Below are 20399 nucleotides of genomic sequence, written 5' to 3' on the forward strand. Positions count from 1 at the left end.
AGAAGCTAGGCGCAATGCCCCCAGCGCCCATCAGGATAACGTGCGAACAGGCCCGCCTTCTCGCCCGCTGCCAAGCGCTCCATCAGCCAGGCGCGCGGCTGCTTTGAGCCGCAATGCTTGCACGCCAGCGAATACAGCTCTTCAAGCCCTAGAGGCTCAGCTGCCAACGCCGCCTCCAAGGGCCCCAACGAGTTGTCGTGCTTCGAACGGCCCTTGGCAACGTCCGACCCCGCGCCCTCTTCCGAAAACGTTTCCTGCTTCAGGCACCCGAACAAGCTGAACAGCACGTCGGAGAACGATTCGTCGTCCACAATGGGCGTGGCCCCTTGGTACAGCAGACGGTTTGCCCCGCGCGAATACGGGGACGTGATGGCCCCGGGCACCACCAGCACATCACGATTTGCCGCAAGCGCCTCGTCAGCCGTGGAAAACGTGCCCGACGGCAAGCCCGCCTCCACGATTAGCGTGGCACGCGCCAGCCCCGCGATAAGCCGATTGCGCGTCCTGAACTGCTGCGGCAGCGGCGGCGCATCCCAGGGGTGTTCCGACACCACAGCGCCGCCTGCCGCCGCGATGCGCTCGAACAGCCCTGCATGTTGCGCGGGATACGGCATGTCGCAGCCGCCGCCGAGAAACGCCACGGTCGGGGCACCTGCGGAAAGCGCCGCCTCATGAGCCGCCGCGTCGCAGCCTTTAGCGCCTCCCGACACGATGGCAACGCCGCGTTTGGCGGCAAGACGCGCAAAACGGCGCGCCAGCCCAAGCCCATACGGCGTGGCCTTGCGCGCACCCACCACCGCAAGGCCCTCTTGCAACGCGTGCGGGTTTCCTAACACATACAGTACCTTCGGCGGCCGCGGAATATCGCGCAATGCCTGCGGAAACAGGGCGTCGCCTGGTCGCAGCACCGTCCGCGCACCTGCCAGCCGATGCACCGGCACCCCTTGCGAACGCGTCATTGCGCACCTCCTTCCCGAACGCGAAAGCCCACCGCTTCGCAGATGTGGTCATGCCCAACCGCAGGCGCTTGCTCCATGTCGGCAATGGTGCGCGCAAGGGCAAGCGTGCGCATGATGGCGCGCCCGCTCATGTGGCTTTTCGTGGCAAGCGATTCGAAAAAAGCGGCGTCGGCGTCGTTCAAGCAGCAAGCGCGCACCAGCGTTTCAGTAGAGGCGCCGCGCTCGTCAAGGCCGGTGTTCGCCCGCCGCCACGACGAGTATTCACGCGCCACCATCACGCCTTCCCGCAGCTGCGCCGAAGAGGTGCCGTGCCCCGTGGCAAGCACCTGGCCAGGATTAATGCGCGCAACATCGATATGCACGTCTATACGATCGAGCACGGGGCCGCCGATGCGGCCCTGGTACGTGCTGATCATGCGCTGCGAACACGTGCAGGCACGCTGCTTGTCGCCGAAATAACCGCACGGGCACGGGTTTGCCGCAGCCACCAACATGAACAGCGCCGGGAACCGCACGCTGCCGTCTGCACGCGTCACCACCACCTCGCCCGCTTCCATGGGTTGGCGAATGCCCTGCAGCACCGATGGCGCGAACTCGGGCAGCTCGTCAAGGAACAGCACGCCGTTGTGCGCAAGCGATATGGCGCCCGGCCGCGGCGGCGACCCGCCGCCCACAAGCCCCGCCAAACTAGCGCTGTGGTGGGGCGCGCAAAACGGGCGCACACCGGACAGCTCAGCGGTGACGTCCTCGCCCGCTACCGAATGAATGACGGCCGACTCAAGCGCTTCTGCACGCGAAAGCGGCGGCAAAATAGATGGCAGGCGCGAAGCCAGCATGGTTTTACCTGACCCCGGAGGCCCCATCATCAGCACGCCGTGCCCGCCCGCAGCGGCAATCTGAAATGCGCGCTTCGCCATATCGTGCCCAGCGATGTCACGAAAATCCTTCTCGAGCGTCACTTGTTCGCCCGCAGGCATGCGCAGGCGGCCGAACTCGCCTTTTCGCAGGTCGCATAAGCTTTCTAAGCAAAGTCGATCAAGGCCTTCCACCTCGCACGCGCCCTCCTCAAGCGCGCTTACCAATGCAAGCCCCATGCGCTTTGCGCACAACGCGTACGCAAGCAAGCCAGGCACCGGGCGCACGGCGCCCTTCAGCGACAACTCGCCCGCGAACAGATAGCCATCCGCAATGCGCGGGTTGATCTGAGCCGTAGCGCACAACAGCCCAACCGCAATAGGCAGGTCGAACCCCGAACCGGTTTTGCGCAGCGCGCCAGGCGCCAGGTTCACCACCACCTTGTGGTTCGGCATGGTAAAGCCGCAGGCTCGCAGCGCAGCCCGCACGCGCTCTCGGGACTCCTGCACCGACGCGTCGCCCATGCCAACGATGGAGAAGCCCGGCATACCGGCCGAGATGCACACCTCAACATCCACAGAAACCGCCGACACGCCGCGCAACGTTGCGGCGCGCACCACGCAAGACGACGTAGCCATCACGCCACCCCAAATGCATCGATATGATGACGAATAAGCGCCGTGCCATCTTGCAACAGCACCGACATGACGTCGAACCGGATATTGATGGAGTCGCTGGCATAATGCTGCGTGAACATCTTGGCGATAAGCTCGTACTTTCGGCGTTTACGCTCGTCAACAGCATCGCTTGGCAGGCCCTTTTCAACGCTGGTGCGCGTTTTCACTTCCACAAACACCAGTTCAGGGCCATCGCGCACGATGATGTCGACTTCCCCGGCCTTGCATGACCAGTTGCGCGCCACCACTTCGTAGCCAAGATCTTGCAGAAAACGGGCCGCTAAATGCTCGCCCTCCGCGCCAACAGCTTTGTTCCGCACGCCGATTTTGTTCTGATTCACCGGCTGAACCGCGCGTGCCGTAACGCGAGCAGGCGGTTTCCGTTTCGGCGGACTGTCGCTGCGCGCCGCCTTGACCGCCACACGCTTCGGCGACACCTGACGTCTGACGGGAGTGCGCGCAGAAGCTCCACAGGCCGTTTTCATTTCTCGAACGGTATCACCAGGGGCATGCGGCCCCCTAGACAGCAAAACCGCCGACGATTCGCTGGCCGCATCCTGTTCAAGCATCCGCTCGCAAGTGGTCATAGCTCTCCTTCCCTCAAAGCTTTGACCAACCTTAGCAAGCAAACCTTGCATACCTTATGCAGCAATCAGCGCCCTTGGCACGCGAAACCTTGCACCGATGCGCTTCCCGCGCACGCTGCCAGCACTCGGCGAGCAGCGGGCAACCTTACGTCGCAGCACGGCGCGAGCGCAGCGCCGTTGTCAAGCAACCGCGACATGCCAGCTAGAACAGCGATTCCTGCGTAAAGGCGTGGCAGAACGACACGCGATGGATGGGACACAACCCCTGCTGCTCGATAGCTTCGATATGCGCCGCGCTTGCATAGCCCTTGTTCGATGCGAAGTCATAGGCTGGAAAGCGTTTCGCGTACTCGCACATAAGGGCATCACGCTCCACCTTCGCCACGATGGACGCAGCCGCAATGGACGCGCACTTGCCGTCGCCCTTCACCACGTTGATCTCGCGCGCGTCAAGATGCAACGGGTTGCCATCAAGCAGAACCACCTCGGGCTGGACGCCCTGCGCCTCGACGGCGGCGATGGCGCGACAAAACGCCGTGGTCAGCGAAGCCGTCATGCCATGTGCGTCGATGTCGCTCGGCTCGATATACTGCACCGTCCACGTAAGCGCCACTTGCTTCACCTGCTCGGCAATCCGCTCGCGCTCTTCTGGCTTCACCTGCTTCGAGTCGTTCAGGCCCGCAATGTGCGGTTCATCGGGCAGCACAACCGCCCCCACTGCAAGCGGGCCCGCCAGCGGGCCGCGCCCCACCTCGTCAAGCCCCACCACAAGCTTTCCGCCCGCGATATCGGCCTGAAACGCATACATGCCCTCCAAACGCTGCTGCTCGGCTTCCAGCGCCGCAAGGCGCTTGCGCGCCGACTCGACGGCCGCGCGTACGCCTTTGCGCGTATCGGCAATAAGCGAGCGTTCCAACACTGCGAATTCAGCCGCATCGGCTTGCTGCAGCTTTTGTTTGATTTCCGCGACCGTCGGTCCCATGACATACCTTTCCCTAAACGAAAAGAACCCCTCGATCCCGAGGGACGAGGGGTTCTGGAGTTGCATTGCCGATGAAGGCTTAGCGGAAGGATTTCTCCTTGATCTTGGCAGCCTTGCCCACCTTGTCGCGCAGGTAGTACAGCTTAGCGCGACGGACATCGCCCTGACGGGTGACTTCGATCTTGTCGATCTTGGGGGAATGCACCGGGAAAGTACGCTCGACACCCACGGAGAAGCTGATCTTGCGGACGGTGAACGTCTCGCGAACGCCATGGCCGTGACGACGGATGACGTCGCCCTGGAACACCTGGATACGCTCACGGTTACCCTCGGTGATGCGGTAGTGAACCTTCACGTTGTCGCCAACGTGGAATTCGGGAAGATCGGACTTGATCTGCTGCTGCTCGATTGCGCGAATGATATCCATTGCCTGTTCCTTCTTATATGTTCAGTAAAACCTTTACTTGTCACTAGACGCGATTGGACAGTATACCGCCCTGCCCCTTCTCGCGCAAGTGTTTAAGCCGCAAGCCTGCGAAATACTTCGCAAACTATCCAAGTTCTGCAAGCTGAGCCTCGATGCGGGCGAGCTGGTCTTTCGCATCGGCAAGCTTGGCGCGGTCCTTCTCGATGATCTCGGGGGCCGCCTTCGACAAAAAGCCCGGGTTCGAAAGCTTCTTGTCAAGCTTGGTCACCTCGCCGGACAGCTTCTTCTGCTCCTTGGCCAGGCGCACGCGCTCGGCCTCGAAGTCGACCATGCCGGTGAGCACGCTGTACACCTCGGCGCCGTCGACGACCACCGCTGCGCTTTCCGCGGGCTTTTCGGCACCGCAGGCCACGGTGAGGTTGCCCACGCGCGCCAGGCTGGTGATCTGAGCCGACAGCTCGTTGAGCACGTCAATGTTCTCGGCCTGGGCGTTCACCACGACGTCAAGCTCCTGCTTGGGGCTGATGCCATAGCGGGCGCGCGTCGAGCGCACCGCGCCCACCACGCCGCACAGCATGCCCACAGCGCGCTCGGCCTCGGGGTTGATCCACGCGGCAAGCGTTTCAGGCTCGGGCCACGCAGCCACCATCAGCGCCGGCTTCTCGTCGGCGGCCTTCGGCAGGTGCTCCCAAATGGCCTCGGTGACAAACGGCATGGCCGGATGCAGCAAGCGCAGGGCGTTGTCCAGCACGAACACGAGGTTGCGCTGCGTTTGCAGGCGCTGATCACCCTGCTCGCGCAGGCTGGCCTTGCAAAACTCGATGTACCAGTCGCAGAACTCGTTCCAGAAGAACCCGTGCAGCTCGCGAGCCACTTCGCCGAACTGATACGCAGAGATGCCGTCGGTGACCACGTTCGACAGACGCGCCAGGCGGCTGAAGATCCAGGCATCGGCCTGCGTGCGAGCCACCGGGGCGCCGGGCGTGAAGCCCTCAAGGTTGCCCAGCACGAAGCGGCTGGCGTTCCAGATCTTCGTGACGAACGCGCGCGCCTGTTCGGTGCGCGGGCTGTCGATAAGCTCGTGCGTCTTCTTGTCGATGTTCGCGTCGAAGCGCACGTCCTGGTTGTTCGTGACGAGCGTCAGCAGGTTGAAGCGCATGGCGTCGGCGCCGTACTTGGCGATAAGGTCCATGGGGTTGACGCCGTTGCCCTTCGACTTCGACATGCGCGTGCCGTCTTTCGCCAGGATGGTGGCGTAGATGACCACGTCGTGGAACGGAATCTCGTCCAGGAAGTACGTCGACGCCATGATCATGCGGGCAACCCACAGCGCGATGATATCGCGCGCGGTCACCAACGCCGTGGTGGGATGATGGCCTTCAAGCAACTCGGGCTTGTCAGGCCAACCCTGCGTGGCGAACGTCCACAGCTGGCTTGAGAACCACGTGTCCAGCACGTCCTCGTCTTGGTGCACGTGATGGCCGCCGCACTTCGGGCACACGTCGGCGTCCTCCATAACGGCGTCTTCCCAACCGCAGTCCTCGCAGTAGAACACCGGGATGCGGTGGCCCCACCACAGCTGGCGGGAGATGCACCAGTCTTTCAGGTTTTCCATCCACGTAAGGTAGGACTGCGTCCAGCGCTCGGGGTGGAATGTGATCTTGCCGGACGTGACGGCCTCGGTGGCCGGGCCCTTCAGCTTGTCCACGGCCACGAACCACTGCTCGGACAGCCACGGCTCCAGCGCGGAGTCGCAGCGGTAGCAGTGCATGACCGAATGGTGATGGTCCTCGATGTGGTCGAGCAGCCCGTGCTCCTCGAACCACGCCACCACGGCTTCGCGGCACTCATCGCGGCTCATGCCGCTGAACTGGCCGTAGCCTTCCACCACGTGCGCCGTCTCGTCGAAGATGTTGATCTTCTCAAGGCCGTGGCGCTCGCCCATGGCGAAATCGTTCGGGTCGTGCGCAGGCGTGACCTTCACGAAGCCCGAGCCGAAGCCGGCGTCGACGTAGAAGTCGGAGAAGATGGGGATCTCGCGGTCGACGATGGGCAGCTTCACCTTCGCGCCGACGAACTTGTCCTTGTCGTGGTCCTTCGGAGATACGGCCACGCCGGTGTCGCCAAGCATGGTTTCAGGACGCGTGGTGGCCACCACGATGTAGTCCTGCCCGTCGATGGGCTCGACCAGCGGGTAGCGCAGGTGCCACAGATGGCCGTCTTCTTCTTTGTATTCGGCCTCGTCGTCGGCAATGGCCGTGGTGCAGTGCGGGCACCAGTTCACGATGCGCTTGCCGCGGTAGATGAGGTCGTCATGGTACCAATCGCAGAACACCTTGCGCACGGCCTTGGCGTAATCCTCGTCCATGGTGAAGTGCGGGTCGGAGAAATCCACGGAGCAGCCCATGCGTTTGATCTGCTCGACGATGTGCCCGCCGTATTCGTGCGTCCAGTCCCAGCACGCATCGATGAACTTCTCGCGGCCGATTTCACGGCGCGAGATGCCCTCGGCGGCCAACTTCTTGTCCACCTTCGTTTGCGTGGCGATGCCCGCATGGTCGGTGCCCAGAATCCAACGCGTGGAGATGCCGCGCATGCGGTTGAAGCGCACGAACGTGTCCTGGATGGTATCGTCCATGGCATGTCCCATGTGCAGCACGCCCGTGACGTTCGGCGGCGGGATAGTGACCGTACAGTCGCCCACGCCCGGGTTGCGGCGGTAATAGTCGCCCGTCAGCCACTTGTCGAGCATGGACTGCTCGATTGACGCGGTATCGTAAGTTTTCGGCATTTCTTCCATGTTAAGCGCTCATCTCCGGTTGCTCGGGAACGGAAACGATCTCAGGGGTGGTCTCCCCCGCGATATCGGTGGCGCGAACCACCACGCGCGAAGCACCTTCGTGCTCCGGCAGGTCGTACATGACATCCTGCAGCACGCGCTCGCAGATGCTGCGCAGGCCGCGGGCGCCCGTGCCGTGCTCGACGGCCTCGTGCGCGATGGCCTGCAGCGCCTCGGGCGTGAACTGAAGCTCGGACTCCTCGAACTCGAACATGCGCCGATACTGCTTGATCAGCGCGTTTTTCGGCTCGGTGAGGATGCGAACAAGGTCTTCCTCGGAAAGCTCGGACAGGCTGGTGATAACCGGGATGCGGCCCACAAACTCGGGGATCATGCCGAACTTGTTCAGGTCCTCGGGAAGCACCTGCGCCAAAAGCGCGGCGTCGGCGTGCTTCTTCGACTCGGGCATGTCGGCGTTGAAGCCCAGGCCGGACTTGCCCACGCGCTCGGCGATGATGTCGGCCAAGCCCACGAACGCGCCGCCCAAGATGAACAGGATGTTCGTGGTGTCGATGTGGATAAGCTCCTGCTGCGGGTGCTTGCGGCCGCCCTGCGGCGGTACGGAAGCCTCCGTGCCTTCGACGATTTTCAGCAGCGACTGCTGCACGCCCTCGCCCGAAACATCGCGCGTGATGGACAGGTTTTCCGCCTTACGCGCGATCTTGTCGATCTCATCGATGTAGATGATGCCGATCTCGGCGCGCTCGATGTTGAAATCGGCGGCCGTGATGAGCTTCAGCAGGATGTTCTCAACGTCTTCGCCCACATAGCCTGCTTCGGTAAGCGTGGTGGCGTCGGCGATGGCAAACGGAACCTGCAGCGTGCGAGCAAGCGTCTGCGCAAGCAGCGTTTTGCCCGAGCCGGTGGGGCCCAGCAACATGATGTTCGACTTCGAAAGCTCGACATCGCCTTCCTTGGCCGACTCACCAAGGCTGATGCGCTTGTAGTGGTTGTACACGGCCACGGAAAGCGCGCGCTTGGCCGCTTCCTGGCCCACCACGTGCTCGGAAAGCTCGGCATACAGCTCGTGCGGCGTGGGAAGCTGAGAAAGCACCATCTCGGGGGAAGGCTCGCCCTGCTCCATCTGCGCCACAACCGGCTCGGCCTGCTGCGGCGCGCCCGGCGCCTGCAGCCCTAAGTCGCGCATCATGGCGTCGGCGCACACGGAGATGCACTCGTCGCAGATATAGATGCCGTTCGGGCCGGAAATCATGGCCGCCACCTGGTGCGGATGCTTGCCGCAGAAGGCGCAGACGATATCTTTCGTGCCTTTACCAGCGAATTGATCGTCGTGTCTATCGTTCATGTTCTCTAACGGTTCCTATTCCGCTTTGGCCATGGCGGCGCGAGACGTGACGATGCGGTCGACCAGGCCGTACTCAAGCGCCTGCTCAGCCGTCATGTAGTTGTCGCGCTCGGTGTCGCGCTGGATGGTCTCAAGGGACTGGCCGGTGTTGTCGGCAAGAATCTTGTTGAGGCGCTGACGCGTCTTCAGCATGAAGTCGGCAACAATGGCGATTTCGGTTTGCTGGCCCTGAGCACCGCCGGAAGGCTGATGGATGAGCACCATGGAGTTCGGCAGGCACAGACGCTTGCCCTTCGCGCCGTTCGAAAGCAGCACGGCGGCCATAGAAGCGCACTCGCCCAGGCAGATGGTGGACACGTCGCACTTGATGAAGTTCATGGTGTCTAGAATGCCCAGACCAGCCGTCACGCTGCCTCCGGGGGAGTTGATGTACAGGCTGATGTCCTTCTCGGGGTCGGCGGACTCCAGGTGCAGCAGCTGCGCCACTACAGAGTTGGCAACCTGATCGTCGATCTGCTCACCCAGGAAGATGATGCGCTCGTTGAGCAAGCGCGAATAGATGTCGTAGCTGCGCTCGCCGCGCGGGGATTGCTCCACCACGTACGGAATCAGAGCAGAATTCGGGTTCAAGCTCATGTATGCCTCGCTTCTCTAGTAAGGCCGCAGCGCGGCCTATCGGTTTCATTGCTATGGTGCGGCATTCGGGCCGCGCGCGCAAGCAAAACGACGCGTTCACGGAGTAACCACAAGCCCGCCCAGGCATACGCGCGCTTGCACGTCGCCTGGGCGGGCCGGATGTCGATCTAGCTTATACGCTATTCGGCGTCGGCTGCCTCGGCGGCAGCCTCTTCCTTCTTAGCGGACTTCTTGGAAGCCTTCTTCTCGGACTTCTTCTCGGGCTTGGCCTCGGAAACCTTGGCCTTGTCCATGAGGTCCTTCACAGCCTTCGTGCGCAGCACGCCCTCGCGGATCATGTACAGCTGGCCAGCCTGACGCCACTCGGCCTCAAGCTTCTTCGGGTCTTCCACGCCGGCGGCAGCGAACTCGTTCGCGACGTCCTCGTCGGTGACCTCGATGCCATAGTGGCGAGCCCATGCGTCAAGCGCCAGATCCTGCTTAGCGGTGTCGGTGGCCTGCTTCTCAAGATCTTCCTTGAACGTCTCGGAGTTCATGCCGAGCATGTTCAGGTAGGCATCGAAAGACATGGCGGAAGCCTGCAGCTGCTGGAACAGCTCCTGGGCCAAGTTGCGGCGGGCGGTTTCGACCAAAGCCGCAGGCGGCTCGATGTCAACGCGCTCGGCCAGAGCATTCAGGCACGCGCGCTCCTTCACGCCCGGAGCCATTGCCTGCTTCTGAGCGGTGATGCCCTCGGCAATGTTGTTACGGAAGTCGGCAACGGTCTCGAAGTTGAACTTCGCCTTGACCCACTCGTCAGTAACTTCGGGCAGCACGCGCTTGCGAACAGCCTTGACCTCAACGTCGAAGTTCAGCTTCTTGTGCTCATCGGCCACGACGCGCAGCAGCTCAGCGGGCTTGTCGCCGATTTCCAGCTCGAACTGAGCGCTTTGGCCCTTCTTCAGGCCAAGCAGCTTCTCGTCGAACTCGGCCGGCAGGATGCCGGAGCCCATCATGTACGGGCGCTCTTCGGTAGTCAGAGACTCGATGACGTTGTCGTTGTCATCGGTGACCTTCATGGCGATGTTCAGCTCGGAGTCGACCTTGACCTTCGTGTTGGCCGGAGCATCCTTCATGTCGGCGTAGTGCTCGCGGAAGTTCTCCACCTGAGCGTCGACGTCCTCTTCCGTGGCGGTTTCGGCCGGAAGCTCGACCTCGACGTTGTCGTAGTTGGACAGCTCGACCTCGGGCTTCACCTCGATGGTGAAGGAGAACTCATAGTCCTTGCCACCCTCGACCAGGCCGGGAGCCTCGGGGAATTCCGGGCGCGGGTTGACGGGGTACAGCTTGTTGTCGTCGATTGCCAGCGGCACGGAGCTGTTCACAGCTTCGTCGGTGACAGCAGCGCGGACGGCGTCCTTGCCCAAGGCATTGTCGATAATCGGGCGCGGGGCCTTGCCCTTGCGGAACCCGGGGAACTGGTACTTGTTGGCATATTCCTTGTACGTCTTCTTGATGCGCGCATCGATATCCGCAGCTTCAAGGGTGACGGTAACCTTCACGCGGTTATCCTCAAGAGCCTCTACTTTAGTTTCCACGTAGCTATCCTCCATCGTTACTTACTCACAGGTGCGATAGCGCACCGACCTGACATTATGGCACATTAGCCGGCTTCAGAAAAGCAAACGCGGCAGGTTCACGAACGTACCACGACAAAACGGTACGCCGCCCGCCACATTCACCTACCAAAACGAACCTGTTCAGGGTATCATAATGTGCATACGTAAACGCACATCAAACGCACTAGAGGACAGCAACATGGCTTCCATTGAACTGAACATCCTTCAAGAACGCGAACTCGGCCGCCTGCTTGACTACGAACGTGCTACGTGCACCGTCGACGGCGAGCTGGTGTACCGCTGCGCATTCCCGCTGCGTCCCGACGACGACCTGCAGCGCGAGCTTATCGAACGCGGCGCGCTGGCCAAGCGCCCCGACGACCGTCGCGGCACCGTGGTGGCCATCACCACCGACGGCTACTCGTACTTCCCCGCCAAGCGTCGCGCCCAGGAAGAGCGCAACCGCGCGAAAACGCACGACACGCGTCTGGTAGCGCTGTCGGCATGTTTTGCGGCCGCATGCGTCATCGTCGGCTTTCTGCTCGGCCGCTTCGTCAGCTAGCGAACGCGCCCGGAGATATTTCCGGCTTGTAAAGCAGCGCCGGCAGTCGCAAACGCGCGACAGTTCACTCGCAACGCCAGCAGCCCTCGCTTGCACCTGAGACGGTCAAGCGAGGGCTGCTGGCGTTTTCGCGCACATGCGTCCCACCATATTCCCGATATCCCCCAACATCAAAAAGGCCGCGCCCACAGGGCGCGGCCTTTCGCCAATCATTGAATGTCGAAGCTGTTACGCATCGGCGCCGGGCTTGAAGTCGCGGCCTTCCTTGCGCCACTGCATGTACTCGGCAGAAGCGGCGAACAGCACGTCGGTGGAAGAGTTGATGGCGGTTTCCACGGAGTCCTGAATAACACCGATCACGAAGCCGATGCCGACGACCTGCATGGCAACATCGTTGCCGATGCCGAACAGGCTGCACGCCAGCGGGATGAGCAGCAGACTACCGCCGGCAACGCCGGAGGCGCCGCAAGCGGAAACGGCGGACAGCGCGCCCAGGATGACGGCCGTGCCAAAGCCAACTTCAACGCCCATGGTATGGGCGGCCATCATGGCCATAAGCGAGATGGTGACGGCCGCGCCGCCCATGTTGATGGTGGCGCCAAGCGGAATGGACACGGAGTAGTTGTCCTTGTTCAGGCCCAGGTTCTTGCACAGCTCCATGTTCACGGGGATGTTAGCCGCAGAGCTGCGGGTAAAAAACGCCGTGACGCCGGAATCCTTGATGCAGCGCCACACCAGCGGGAACGGGTTCTTGCGGAAGCAGATAAACGCCAGAATGGGGTTCGTGACGAACGCGACCGCGGCCATGGACGCCAGCAGCACCACCAGCAGCATGCCGTACTCGGTGAAGATTTCCAGGCCGTTCGTGCCCACCGACGTGTATACCAAGCCCAGGATGCCGAACGGAGCCAGGGAGATGATCCAGCGCACAACCTGCGACACGGCGTCGGAGATGGCGGAGAACACGTCCTTCACGCCGTCCTTCGCATGGCGAAGAGCAATGCCCAGCAAGATAGCCCAAGCCAAAATGCCCAGGTAGTTGGCGTTCGTCAGGGCATCGACGGGGTTCGAAGCGATGGACAGCACCAGCTTCGTGAGCACCGATCCAATGTCGGAGGGAGCAGCAGAGGTGTCTTGAGCCGCGGCCAGCGTCAGGTCAACCGGGAACAGCGAGCTCATAAGCACGGCCACGAACGCCGCGATGAACGTTGCCGCCAGGTACAAGATGACGACCACCTTCATGGCGCCGGCGCCCTTGGCGTTAGCCAGCGCGCTGATGACCAGGAAGAACACGAGGATGGGCGCCACGCCCTTCAAAGCCGACACGAACAGCGTGCCGAGCATCTCAAGCACGTCGTTGCCGGGCCACACCACGCCCAAGATGGCGCCGATGATAAGGCCCACCAAGATGCGCTTGATCAGGCTGATGGAATTCCACTTCCGCCCGATCGCTTTCAAAGTTTCCATTCCCAACGTTCCTTTCCGCCCGCCGCCCTGCTCGAAGGCTTTGCAGGCTTCTGAAAAACAGCTGGGGGGAGCATGCATGCGTGCATACTCCCCCCAGATGGTGCGGGCGAAAGGACTTGAACCTTCACGAGTTTCCCCACCAGAACCTAAATCTGGCGCGTCTGCCAATTCCGCCACGCCCGCACGCGGTCTAACGCGCGAGTTGCGCCCGCCAATCATAGCAAAAGGAGCGCGCCCGGCGAAGCATTGATTCCGCCAGAAAAGCCGTTAACGGTCGATTTAATCGTTTGGAAACAAAACGCGATACGCTATCGAGACGATTCGGGGCGATGCGGCCAGGTTATTCCTCAAGCGTGGCGAAATAAACGTTACCGCGCTTTTCGACTTTGATGTCCCCCAGCGATGCCACGAACTGGCGCATTTGCGAGAAGCCGTGATCGCGCACCTTGAAGTCCTTGAACGTTGCGCGTACCCGCTTCGTCAGCTCGGCCACGCTAACGCCTTCGGCACCTGCGTTGCGCACCGCATCGAACACGACAGATTCGGGCGTTTGCGCGGGCTCGGCTTGCGCAGGCGCGGTTTGCTGCGCAGGCTCGATTGATGCAGGGGCGTCTTGCAGCTCAGGAGCATCTTGCGCCGGGGCTATTTGCGCACGCGAGGTTGGAGGAAGCTCAGCTTCACCGTCGGGCGCATCCTGTTCCGCGGCTGCAGCCTCAGAAGCCACGCCCTGATCGACCGCGACCTGCTGGTCCTGTTCGGGAGTTTCCGCAGCAGCGGACTTCGCGCGACCTCGGCGAGAGCGACCGCGACGCGAGCGCTTCGGCTTCTCGTTCTCTTGTTTCTCGGCAGTATCCTGTTGGGGGTTCGCCTTGCCGTCAGCCGTATCGGCCACTTCGGCGCCAACCGATACCACCTCGGTAAGCTCCACCATAACGCTGGAACCGTCTTTGATGACCTGCACGCTGGCGAACTCCCCCAGCAGCTTCGTAAGCTGGTTCGTGCCGTAGCTGCGCACGTCGAAATCGGGATAGCGCTTCAGCAGGCGGCTTCCCACCTCGCCAAGACCCGTGGCCTTGCCGTTGTTCTGGTTGTCGGTGACGATGTCCACAACGGCGCGCTCGACCTGCTCGACCGCCGGGCCGCTGCCCTGCCCCGCTCCGGCGGCTTGCCCGCGATGGCCGCGGCGGCCGGACTGCTTACCGTCTTCGCCCACCAGCAGCTCAAGCGTGGTGAAGATGTCGCACGCCTTGCGAAACGGCGTGGGCGTTTTCTTCTCGCCCATGCCGATGACCGTCAGGCCGCTTTCGCGGATGCGGCTGGCCAGGCGCGTGAAGTCGCTGTCGCTCGACACGATGCAGAAGCCCTCGACGGAGTTCGTGTACATGATGTCCATGGCGTCGATGATCATGGCCGAGTCCGTGGCGTTTTTGCCGGTGGTGTAGCTGAACTGCTGGATGGGCGTGATGGAATTCTCCAGCAGGGCGTCCTTCCATTTCGCGTGAAGCGTGCTGGTCCAGTCGCCGTAGATGCGCTTGTACGTGATGGTGCCGTACTTCGACAGCTCATCCGTGATGGGCTTGATGTATTTCGCCGACACGTTGTCCGCATCGATGATAAGCGCGAACCGCTTCTCGGACGGTTTGGAATCCATGTGATGCTCCTTATATCATTGGTGCTCGAATGCGAGCGAATGGTTTCTTGACATATTACGCCAGAAACGCCGCAGACAGAAAAGCACCGCAAATGAGGGCGAGATGGCGAATGCAGGTATCCGCGAATTTTTAGCAAAAAGAAAAAGCCCTCATTTCTGAGGGCTTTGCATTCACCTGGTGGACCGTCGGGGACTCGCGTATTCGCTGCGCGAATCCGCACCCCTCCCTCGCAAGCTCGGTCGGGCGTTTCGCTAAAAACGTGCCACTGGCACGTTTTCTTTACGCGAAACCACCTCATCGGTTCGAGTCCCTGAAATGTTTACCGAAAAGAAAAGCCCTCATTGCTGAGGGCCTGATTTCACATGGTGGACCGTCGGGGACTCGAACCCCGGACCTTGGGATTAAGAGTCCCCTGCTCTACCAACTAAGCTAACGGTCCAAAGAAAAGATATGTGAAAGTTCGATAGATGCTGTTTAAAATGGTGGACCGTCGGGGACTCGAACCCCGGACCTTGGGATTAAGAGTCCCCTGCTCTACCAACTAAGCTAACGGTCCAAAGTAAACAAACATCTTGTCAATCTCGCGCGCTGGGGTGGGTGAAGGGATTCGAACCCTCGACCTCCAGAGCCACAATCTGGCGCCCTAACCAACTAGGCCACACCCACCAAGGCGCGAGTAAGTATTATACGCACTTCCCAGATACGCGCAACCCCCTTTTTGAAACTTTTTTCGCCAATGCGAAAACTCGGCCGCTACTCGCGAGTGAAACGCCGGGCGAACAGGTACGTGATGGCGAAGTACGCGCCGTAGACCACCAGGAAGCACGCCGCCACGAACGCCGCGGTTGCGCCGATCTCGAAGCGGCCGAACACCTCCACCACGTCGGCCACCACGTACATCGCACACGCCGAATGGGCAACGGCCAACAACAGCGGAAGCAGGAAGTACACGAGCACTTGCGCAAACAGCGCACGGGAAAGCATGCCCTCAGGCGCGCCGAGCTTGCGTAGCAACCCGTAGCGCTGGGCGTTATCCGACGCCTCGGAAAGCTGCTGGATGGACAGAATGGCTGCACAGGCGATTACCAGCACGAAGCCAAGGTAGATGGCCAAGTACCCTACGATGGTCGAGATGCCCACGTTTTGCTGATAGCAATCAATACGAGATATGTTCCTATCAACCGGCCACGTGTCGGGATTGTCGGAAAGCTGCACGGACGAGAGCGCTTCGCGCAAGCCATCGGCAGCCGCATCGTCTTGGCACGTGATGTTCAGGACGCTTTGCGCGGGAAGGACGCCTTGCGGCAGGTCCGCATCAGCAACTACCAGCATGCCCGAGTTCATGGGAACGGGCGTGGTTTGCAGGCACGCGTCAAGCGCGTGGGAAAGCTTCAGGCTGCGGCCCGCAACGGAGACGCTTGGAGCCTCGTTAGCGGCAGCTTCCCAGAACGGCGTCATCATATCCATGTCGTACACCACGGCGCATTCGCCTGCACCCAGCTGCAGCTGCGGCTTTCCCGCCAGTTCAAGCGCCGCGTTAAGCTGGGAAAGCTTCAGCAGGTACAGCGGCATCTGGCCATAGGCGTCGCCGAGCTCCTTGTTGTCGACCTTGTCCGTCAGCTTAAAGCCAACTGCCTGTTCCATGTCGGCGTAGGTGATCGGGGCATTCTGGTCCCAGTAGACATCCAGCTGCACCTTGTTTGCGGCAGCTAAAGCGTCGGCCGCATCGGGCTTGCCAACCGTGCGCAGACTTTGCCCCAGACCTTCAACCATGTTGTAGTCAAGCGATGCGGCATAGCTTATATAAGGGTTTGCTTCCTCGTCCATCGCATAGACGCCGGACAAATACGATGTCACGCTCATGCCATACGGCGTACCTTTCGACAGCGAAGATTCGGTGGCGTCGCGCAGGCCCAAACCGCTGCACACGCTGGTAAGCGCCAGGAACAACACCATGCACACCACGGTCAGCGAGGCGAACGCCGTGTTCACGCGGCTGGCCAGCTGCTGCACCGTGAACGGCGCCAAGCCGCGCAGGTACAGCGAGGGAATGAGCTTCGCCATGCGCACAAGGAATCCCGACAAGCTGAAGAAGAACAGCGCCGTGCCAGCGCACACCAGCACCACCGACGCTGTGAACTGGGGCGACAGATTCATAAGGCCATTGTCCACCAGCAGCTTGTACGCAATGCCCATCAAGGCCAACGATACAGCGAACAGGGCAAGCGAAACGGGAATGGAGCGCAGCTTCTGCACCTCGACGCGCCTTGAGGCCTGCATAAGATCGATGAGCCTCGTGCGGGAAACAGTGCGCACGTTCAGCGCCGCAGCAAGAGCGAAGATGGCGCCGAACACGCACACGGTTTGCAGAAGCGAGCGCGCCGAAAACGCGAACGCCAGGCCATGATGGCTATCGCCCATTACAAGAGCTTGGACCGCTTCCCCACGTGGATGTGGATTCGCGACGACGGCTACACGCTTGTTTTGGGCGCGCCTGACGACTCGTACGTGTTCTACTCGCTGCAGTTCCCCATCGATCGGTTGCTGGCCTACCCGTTGTACGTGTTGGCCGTGCTGTTCGTGGACGCGCTCATCCTGTTCTGCATGTACGCCGTGGCGCGCAGGCGTGCGCAGCGAGCGGTCAAGCCCGTCACCGAAGCGCTGGACGCGCTGTCGCGCGGGCAGTCGGCCGAGGTGACGTTTGGAGGCGACCTGGCGGAAATCGGCAACCGCTTGACGGACGTGTCGCGCATCATCGAGCGCAAGGACTCGGCGCGGGCGTTGTGGATTCGCGGCGTGTCGCACGATATCCGCACGCCGCTTTCGCTGGTAGTCGGACAGGCCGATGCCATCGCGCGTCGCGATGACGCTCCGGCCGACGTGCGCGAACAGGCGGGCGCCGTCCGCGAGCAGGGCATGAAGATCGCCGCGCTGGTGACCGACCTGAACACGGCGGCGCAGCTAGATTACGACGCGAAACCCGTGCAGACCGAGCGCGTGGCGCTGTCGCGCATCGTGCGCGATGCCTGCGCACGGCATATCAACGAAGGCTTCGATGACGCTTTCCCGCTGACCTGCAACATAGACAAGGCAGCAGCAGACGCCGCTGTTTTAGGCGACGAGCGCCTGCTGACCCGAGCGGCGGAAAACCTGCTGGCGAACGCCCGGTCGCACAACCCGCAAGGATGCGCGGTGCACGTGGCGCTGGAGCCGGCGGGCACGGGGTCCGTGAGCATGCGCGTAGCCGATACGGGCTGCGGCGCTGCGCCCGAGCAGCTTGACGCCATTCGCGCGCGCATCGAGCGAGCACAGCGCACGGGCACGGTTGCCGCGGCGTACGGCGAAGAGCACGGCCTGGGGCTGGTGCTGGTCGACCGCATCGCTCGCGCGCACGGCGGGACGTTTTCCGTGGACGGGTCGCAAGCCGGCTTCACGGCCACGGTAACGCTGCCGCTGGCTCCTTAGGCGCGCTTGCGGGCGCCCTCAACAAGTTGCGGGGAGCTGGGGGGTGGCGCCGGGGTGGAGCTGGCACCACCAAGAGGGACGCCGGAGGCAGGATGAGCGCCTTCAACAAGCGCGGCAACCTGCTTTTTACCATAGGGCTATCCGCCCGTTTTCGTGCCGTCCCCCATCAGGAGAATTTTGAGCAAATGCTCAAAATTCTCTGACCGTTAATCCGATGAAGTCGACCGTTCGGATACAATAAAGGGCAATCCCACTTGCAAAAGGAGATGCCCGCCTATGGAGACATTCCTGCTGATATTGCTTATGCTGGCCGCCGTGCTTGCGTCGTCGGTTATCGACCAGCTTGTGCCGAAGGTGTCTTCACCGCTTATCCAGATTGGATTGGGCCTGGTCATCACCGTGGTTGCAGGCCATCAAATCGACCTGTTGTTCGATCAATCCGAGTTGTTCTTGGTGCTGTTTATCGCACCGCTTCTGTTCCACGAGGCGAAAGAAGCCAACAAAACAGAACTGTGGCGCAACCGCCATTCCATCTTGTCGCTGGCCATCGGGCTGGTGCTGGCCATCATCGTGGGCGTTGGCTTCTTCGTGCACGCCATCGTGCCGTCCATCTCGCTTGCCGCCGCGCTGGCGCTAGGCGCCGCGCTTGGCCCCACCGACCCCATCGCCGTGTCCGCCGCCTCGAAAGACGCCGACATCAGCCCGCGCTGCAAGGCGCTGCTGAAAGGCGAATCGCTTATCAACGACGCTTCGGGCATCGTGGCGTTCCAGTTTGCCATCGCCGCCGCCATGACGGGCGCGTTCTCCCCCGCCAAAGCCATTGGCGAGTTCTTCATCGAATTCGTCGGCGGCATTGCGTTCGGTTTGATTCTTGGCATCATCGGCAACCTGATCGTGCGCCTGGTGCGTTCGTGGGGCCTGGAAAACACGACGTTTCACGTGCTGTTCGAGGTGTTCACGCCGTTCATCGTGTTTTTGGCTGCCGACCAGCTTGGCGGCAGCGGCATCCTGGCCGTGGTTGCCGCCGGCCTGGTGAACGTCATTGCGCCGCGCACGGCCGGGCCGAACGTATCGCGCCTGAACATCGTGTCCACCAGCGTGTGGCGCGTCATTTCGTTCACGCTTAACGGCATCGTGTTCGTGCTGCTGGGCACGCAGCTGCCGCGCGCCATGGAAACCACGTGGAACAACGTGACCATACCGAACTGGAAGCTGCTGCTGTACGTGGTGGCCATCACGGCCATCCTCATTGCCGTGCGCTTCGTGTGGGTGCTTATCATGGAGCGCATCCACCACCGACATGTGGCCCAGCGCAAGGAAAAAGCGGCGAAAGAAACGAACTCCATCCCCGAGCCGCGCAAGACGCTGGCGCACGACATCCGCTCCGCCGCTATCATGACGTTAGGCGGCCCGAAAGGCACCGTCACGCTTGCCGTGATCTTGACGATTCCGCAAGCCATCGCGCAGCGGCAGCTCATCATGTTTCTTGCCTGCGGCGTTATCGTCATGACGCTGCTGTTAGCCACGTTCGTGGTGCCCATCTTGGCACCGCAGAAGCAGCGCGTCAACGACGAGCAGCGCCAACGCGACACCGAAGCGAACCTTGAGGTGCTGCGCGTGGTTATCGAAGAGCTGTCAGGCCGTCAAACGCCCGAGAACCGCGCCGCCACGCAAATCGTCATCCAGCAGTACAACGATCGCATTGGGCGCGTGAAGGAGCTCAACGGCATCGAAGACGAGCCGAACACGAAGCTGCGCTTGAAAACGCTGGCCTGGGAGCGCACGTACGTGCAACAGCTAGTGGACGACGAGCGCGTCGACCGCTACGTAGGCTACCAATACCTGGCGCGCCTTGCCCGCATGGAAGAGCTGATCTTGCACCAGCGCTCGCTGCGCGCCAAGATTCGCCAGCATTGGATTCGCTGGCGCACGTTCGGAAGGCGAAGCCTGCACGAGATCATACACAAGGTGCCCGGTGCCGAACTGAGCGAGAATGCCCAGACCACGCGCCAGCTGCAAATTAAATGCTACGAGCACGTGCTCAGCAAGCTGCATGAAGAGATGGCCGGCGATTCGTCCGCAAACGCCGAGGACATCTCGAAGCTGCTCATCGAGTACCAGCGCCTTTTGCGCACGCTGCGCGCTGCAGCCCCCTCCATCACCACGTTCACGAAGACGCAGGACAAAACCACCGACATCGAACGCATGGCGCTTGAAATCGAGCTTGAGCAGATAGAAACGCGCTACGACGACGGCGAGCTTTCCCGCGCCGCCGCCAAACGCTTGCGCGAGAACGTGAACCTCATGCAGATGGACCTTGAGGATAAGGTGTAGAGAACGAAAGCGGCCGCCCTGTTGGGCGGCCGCTTTCGTTAGCGGTTACTTGT

At 61.7% G+C, this 20399-nt stretch carries 15 protein-coding genes and 4 tRNA genes; 3 read left to right on the plus strand and 16 right to left on the minus strand.

Annotated elements, in window-relative coordinates:
- Positions 1-5 precede the first annotated feature (5 nt).
- The 9 genes from dprA to tig form a co-directional block, all read right to left on the minus strand.
- The gene (dprA, locus tag ET524_RS00945) at positions 6-959 is read right to left on the minus strand and encodes a DNA-processing protein DprA (protein WP_201738588.1); all 954 of its coding nucleotides are present in this window, start codon (positions 957-959) and stop codon (positions 6-8) included.
- On the minus strand, positions 956-2452 hold the full coding sequence (locus ET524_RS00950) for a YifB family Mg chelatase-like AAA ATPase (protein ID WP_129422958.1): 1497 nt from the start codon (positions 2450-2452) through the stop codon (positions 956-958). The genes dprA and ET524_RS00950 overlap by 4 nt, the downstream gene beginning before the upstream one ends.
- Complete coding sequence (locus tag ET524_RS00955; protein ID WP_161566572.1) at positions 2452-3078, minus strand: YraN family protein; 627 nt, start codon at positions 3076-3078, stop codon at positions 2452-2454. Before ET524_RS00955 ends, ET524_RS00950 begins: the two co-directional genes overlap by 1 nt.
- A gap of 202 nt (positions 3079-3280) precedes the next feature.
- Positions 3281-4060, minus strand: a complete 780-nt coding sequence (locus ET524_RS00960) for a ribonuclease HII (protein WP_129422960.1) — start codon at positions 4058-4060, stop codon at positions 3281-3283.
- A 79-nt stretch (positions 4061-4139) separates the two neighbouring features.
- The gene (rplS, locus tag ET524_RS00965) at positions 4140-4487 is read right to left on the minus strand and encodes a 50S ribosomal protein L19 (protein WP_129422961.1); all 348 of its coding nucleotides are present in this window, start codon (positions 4485-4487) and stop codon (positions 4140-4142) included.
- A 124-nt stretch (positions 4488-4611) separates the two neighbouring features.
- The gene (locus ET524_RS00970; protein ID WP_129422962.1) at positions 4612-7287 is read right to left on the minus strand and encodes a valine--tRNA ligase; all 2676 of its coding nucleotides are present in this window, start codon (positions 7285-7287) and stop codon (positions 4612-4614) included.
- Position 7288: 1 nt separating this feature from the next.
- Positions 7289-8632 (minus strand): ATP-dependent Clp protease ATP-binding subunit ClpX, encoded by a 1344-nt coding sequence (clpX, locus tag ET524_RS00975; protein ID WP_129422963.1) that lies wholly within the window; start codon positions 8630-8632, stop codon positions 7289-7291.
- A gap of 15 nt (positions 8633-8647) precedes the next feature.
- The gene (locus ET524_RS00980) at positions 8648-9268 is read right to left on the minus strand and encodes an ATP-dependent Clp protease proteolytic subunit (RefSeq protein ID WP_129422964.1); all 621 of its coding nucleotides are present in this window, start codon (positions 9266-9268) and stop codon (positions 8648-8650) included.
- 179 nt (positions 9269-9447) lie between these two features.
- Complete coding sequence (tig, locus tag ET524_RS00985) at positions 9448-10845, minus strand: trigger factor (protein ID WP_201738589.1); 1398 nt, start codon at positions 10843-10845, stop codon at positions 9448-9450.
- A 220-nt stretch (positions 10846-11065) separates the two neighbouring features.
- On the opposite strand from tig, the gene ET524_RS00990 reads away from it, so the two are divergent.
- Positions 11066-11428, plus strand: coding sequence for a hypothetical protein (locus tag ET524_RS00990; protein ID WP_129422966.1), 363 nt, complete (start codon positions 11066-11068; stop codon positions 11426-11428).
- A gap of 228 nt (positions 11429-11656) precedes the next feature.
- Here ET524_RS00990 and sstT read toward each other — a convergent pair whose 3' ends face one another.
- The 7 genes from sstT to ET524_RS01025 all read right to left on the minus strand — a co-directional run bounded on the left by sstT (position 11657) and on the right by ET524_RS01025 (position 16968).
- Complete coding sequence (gene sstT / locus ET524_RS00995; protein ID WP_129422967.1) at positions 11657-12895, minus strand: serine/threonine transporter SstT; 1239 nt, start codon at positions 12893-12895, stop codon at positions 11657-11659.
- A gap of 98 nt (positions 12896-12993) precedes the next feature.
- Positions 12994-13078: transfer RNA gene (locus ET524_RS01000), tRNA-Leu, on the minus strand.
- 157 nt (positions 13079-13235) lie between these two features.
- Positions 13236-14546 carry an NYN domain-containing protein gene (locus ET524_RS01005; RefSeq protein WP_129422968.1) on the minus strand — a complete coding sequence of 437 codons (1311 nt, stop codon included), beginning with the start codon at positions 14544-14546 and terminating at the stop codon, positions 13236-13238.
- Between the two features lie 364 nt (positions 14547-14910).
- A tRNA-Lys gene (locus ET524_RS01010) sits at positions 14911-14986 on the minus strand.
- 41 nt (positions 14987-15027) lie between these two features.
- Positions 15028-15103, minus strand: a tRNA-Lys gene (locus ET524_RS01015).
- 33 nt (positions 15104-15136) lie between these two features.
- A tRNA-His gene (locus ET524_RS01020) sits at positions 15137-15213 on the minus strand.
- A gap of 87 nt (positions 15214-15300) precedes the next feature.
- Positions 15301-16968: an FtsX-like permease family protein gene (locus tag ET524_RS01025; RefSeq protein WP_129422969.1), complete on the minus strand. Its 1668-nt coding sequence runs from the start codon at positions 16966-16968 to the stop codon at positions 15301-15303.
- Here ET524_RS01025 and ET524_RS01030 point away from each other — a divergent pair.
- Together ET524_RS01030 and ET524_RS01035 are read left to right on the plus strand one after the other, a co-directional pair.
- Positions 16951-18012 carry a sensor histidine kinase gene (locus ET524_RS01030; RefSeq protein WP_129422970.1) on the plus strand — a complete coding sequence of 354 codons (1062 nt, stop codon included), beginning with the start codon at positions 16951-16953 and terminating at the stop codon, positions 18010-18012. The genes ET524_RS01025 and ET524_RS01030 overlap by 18 nt on opposite strands.
- A 276-nt stretch (positions 18013-18288) precedes the next feature.
- A complete protein-coding gene (locus ET524_RS01035; protein ID WP_129422971.1) occupies positions 18289-20346 on the plus strand; it encodes a cation:proton antiporter in 2058 nt (685 codons plus the stop codon).
- The last annotated feature ends 53 nt before the right edge of the window (positions 20347-20399 follow it).

This window comes from Senegalimassilia faecalis (assembly GCF_004135645.1).
GTDB lineage: Bacteria > Actinomycetota > Coriobacteriia > Coriobacteriales > Eggerthellaceae > Senegalimassilia > Senegalimassilia faecalis.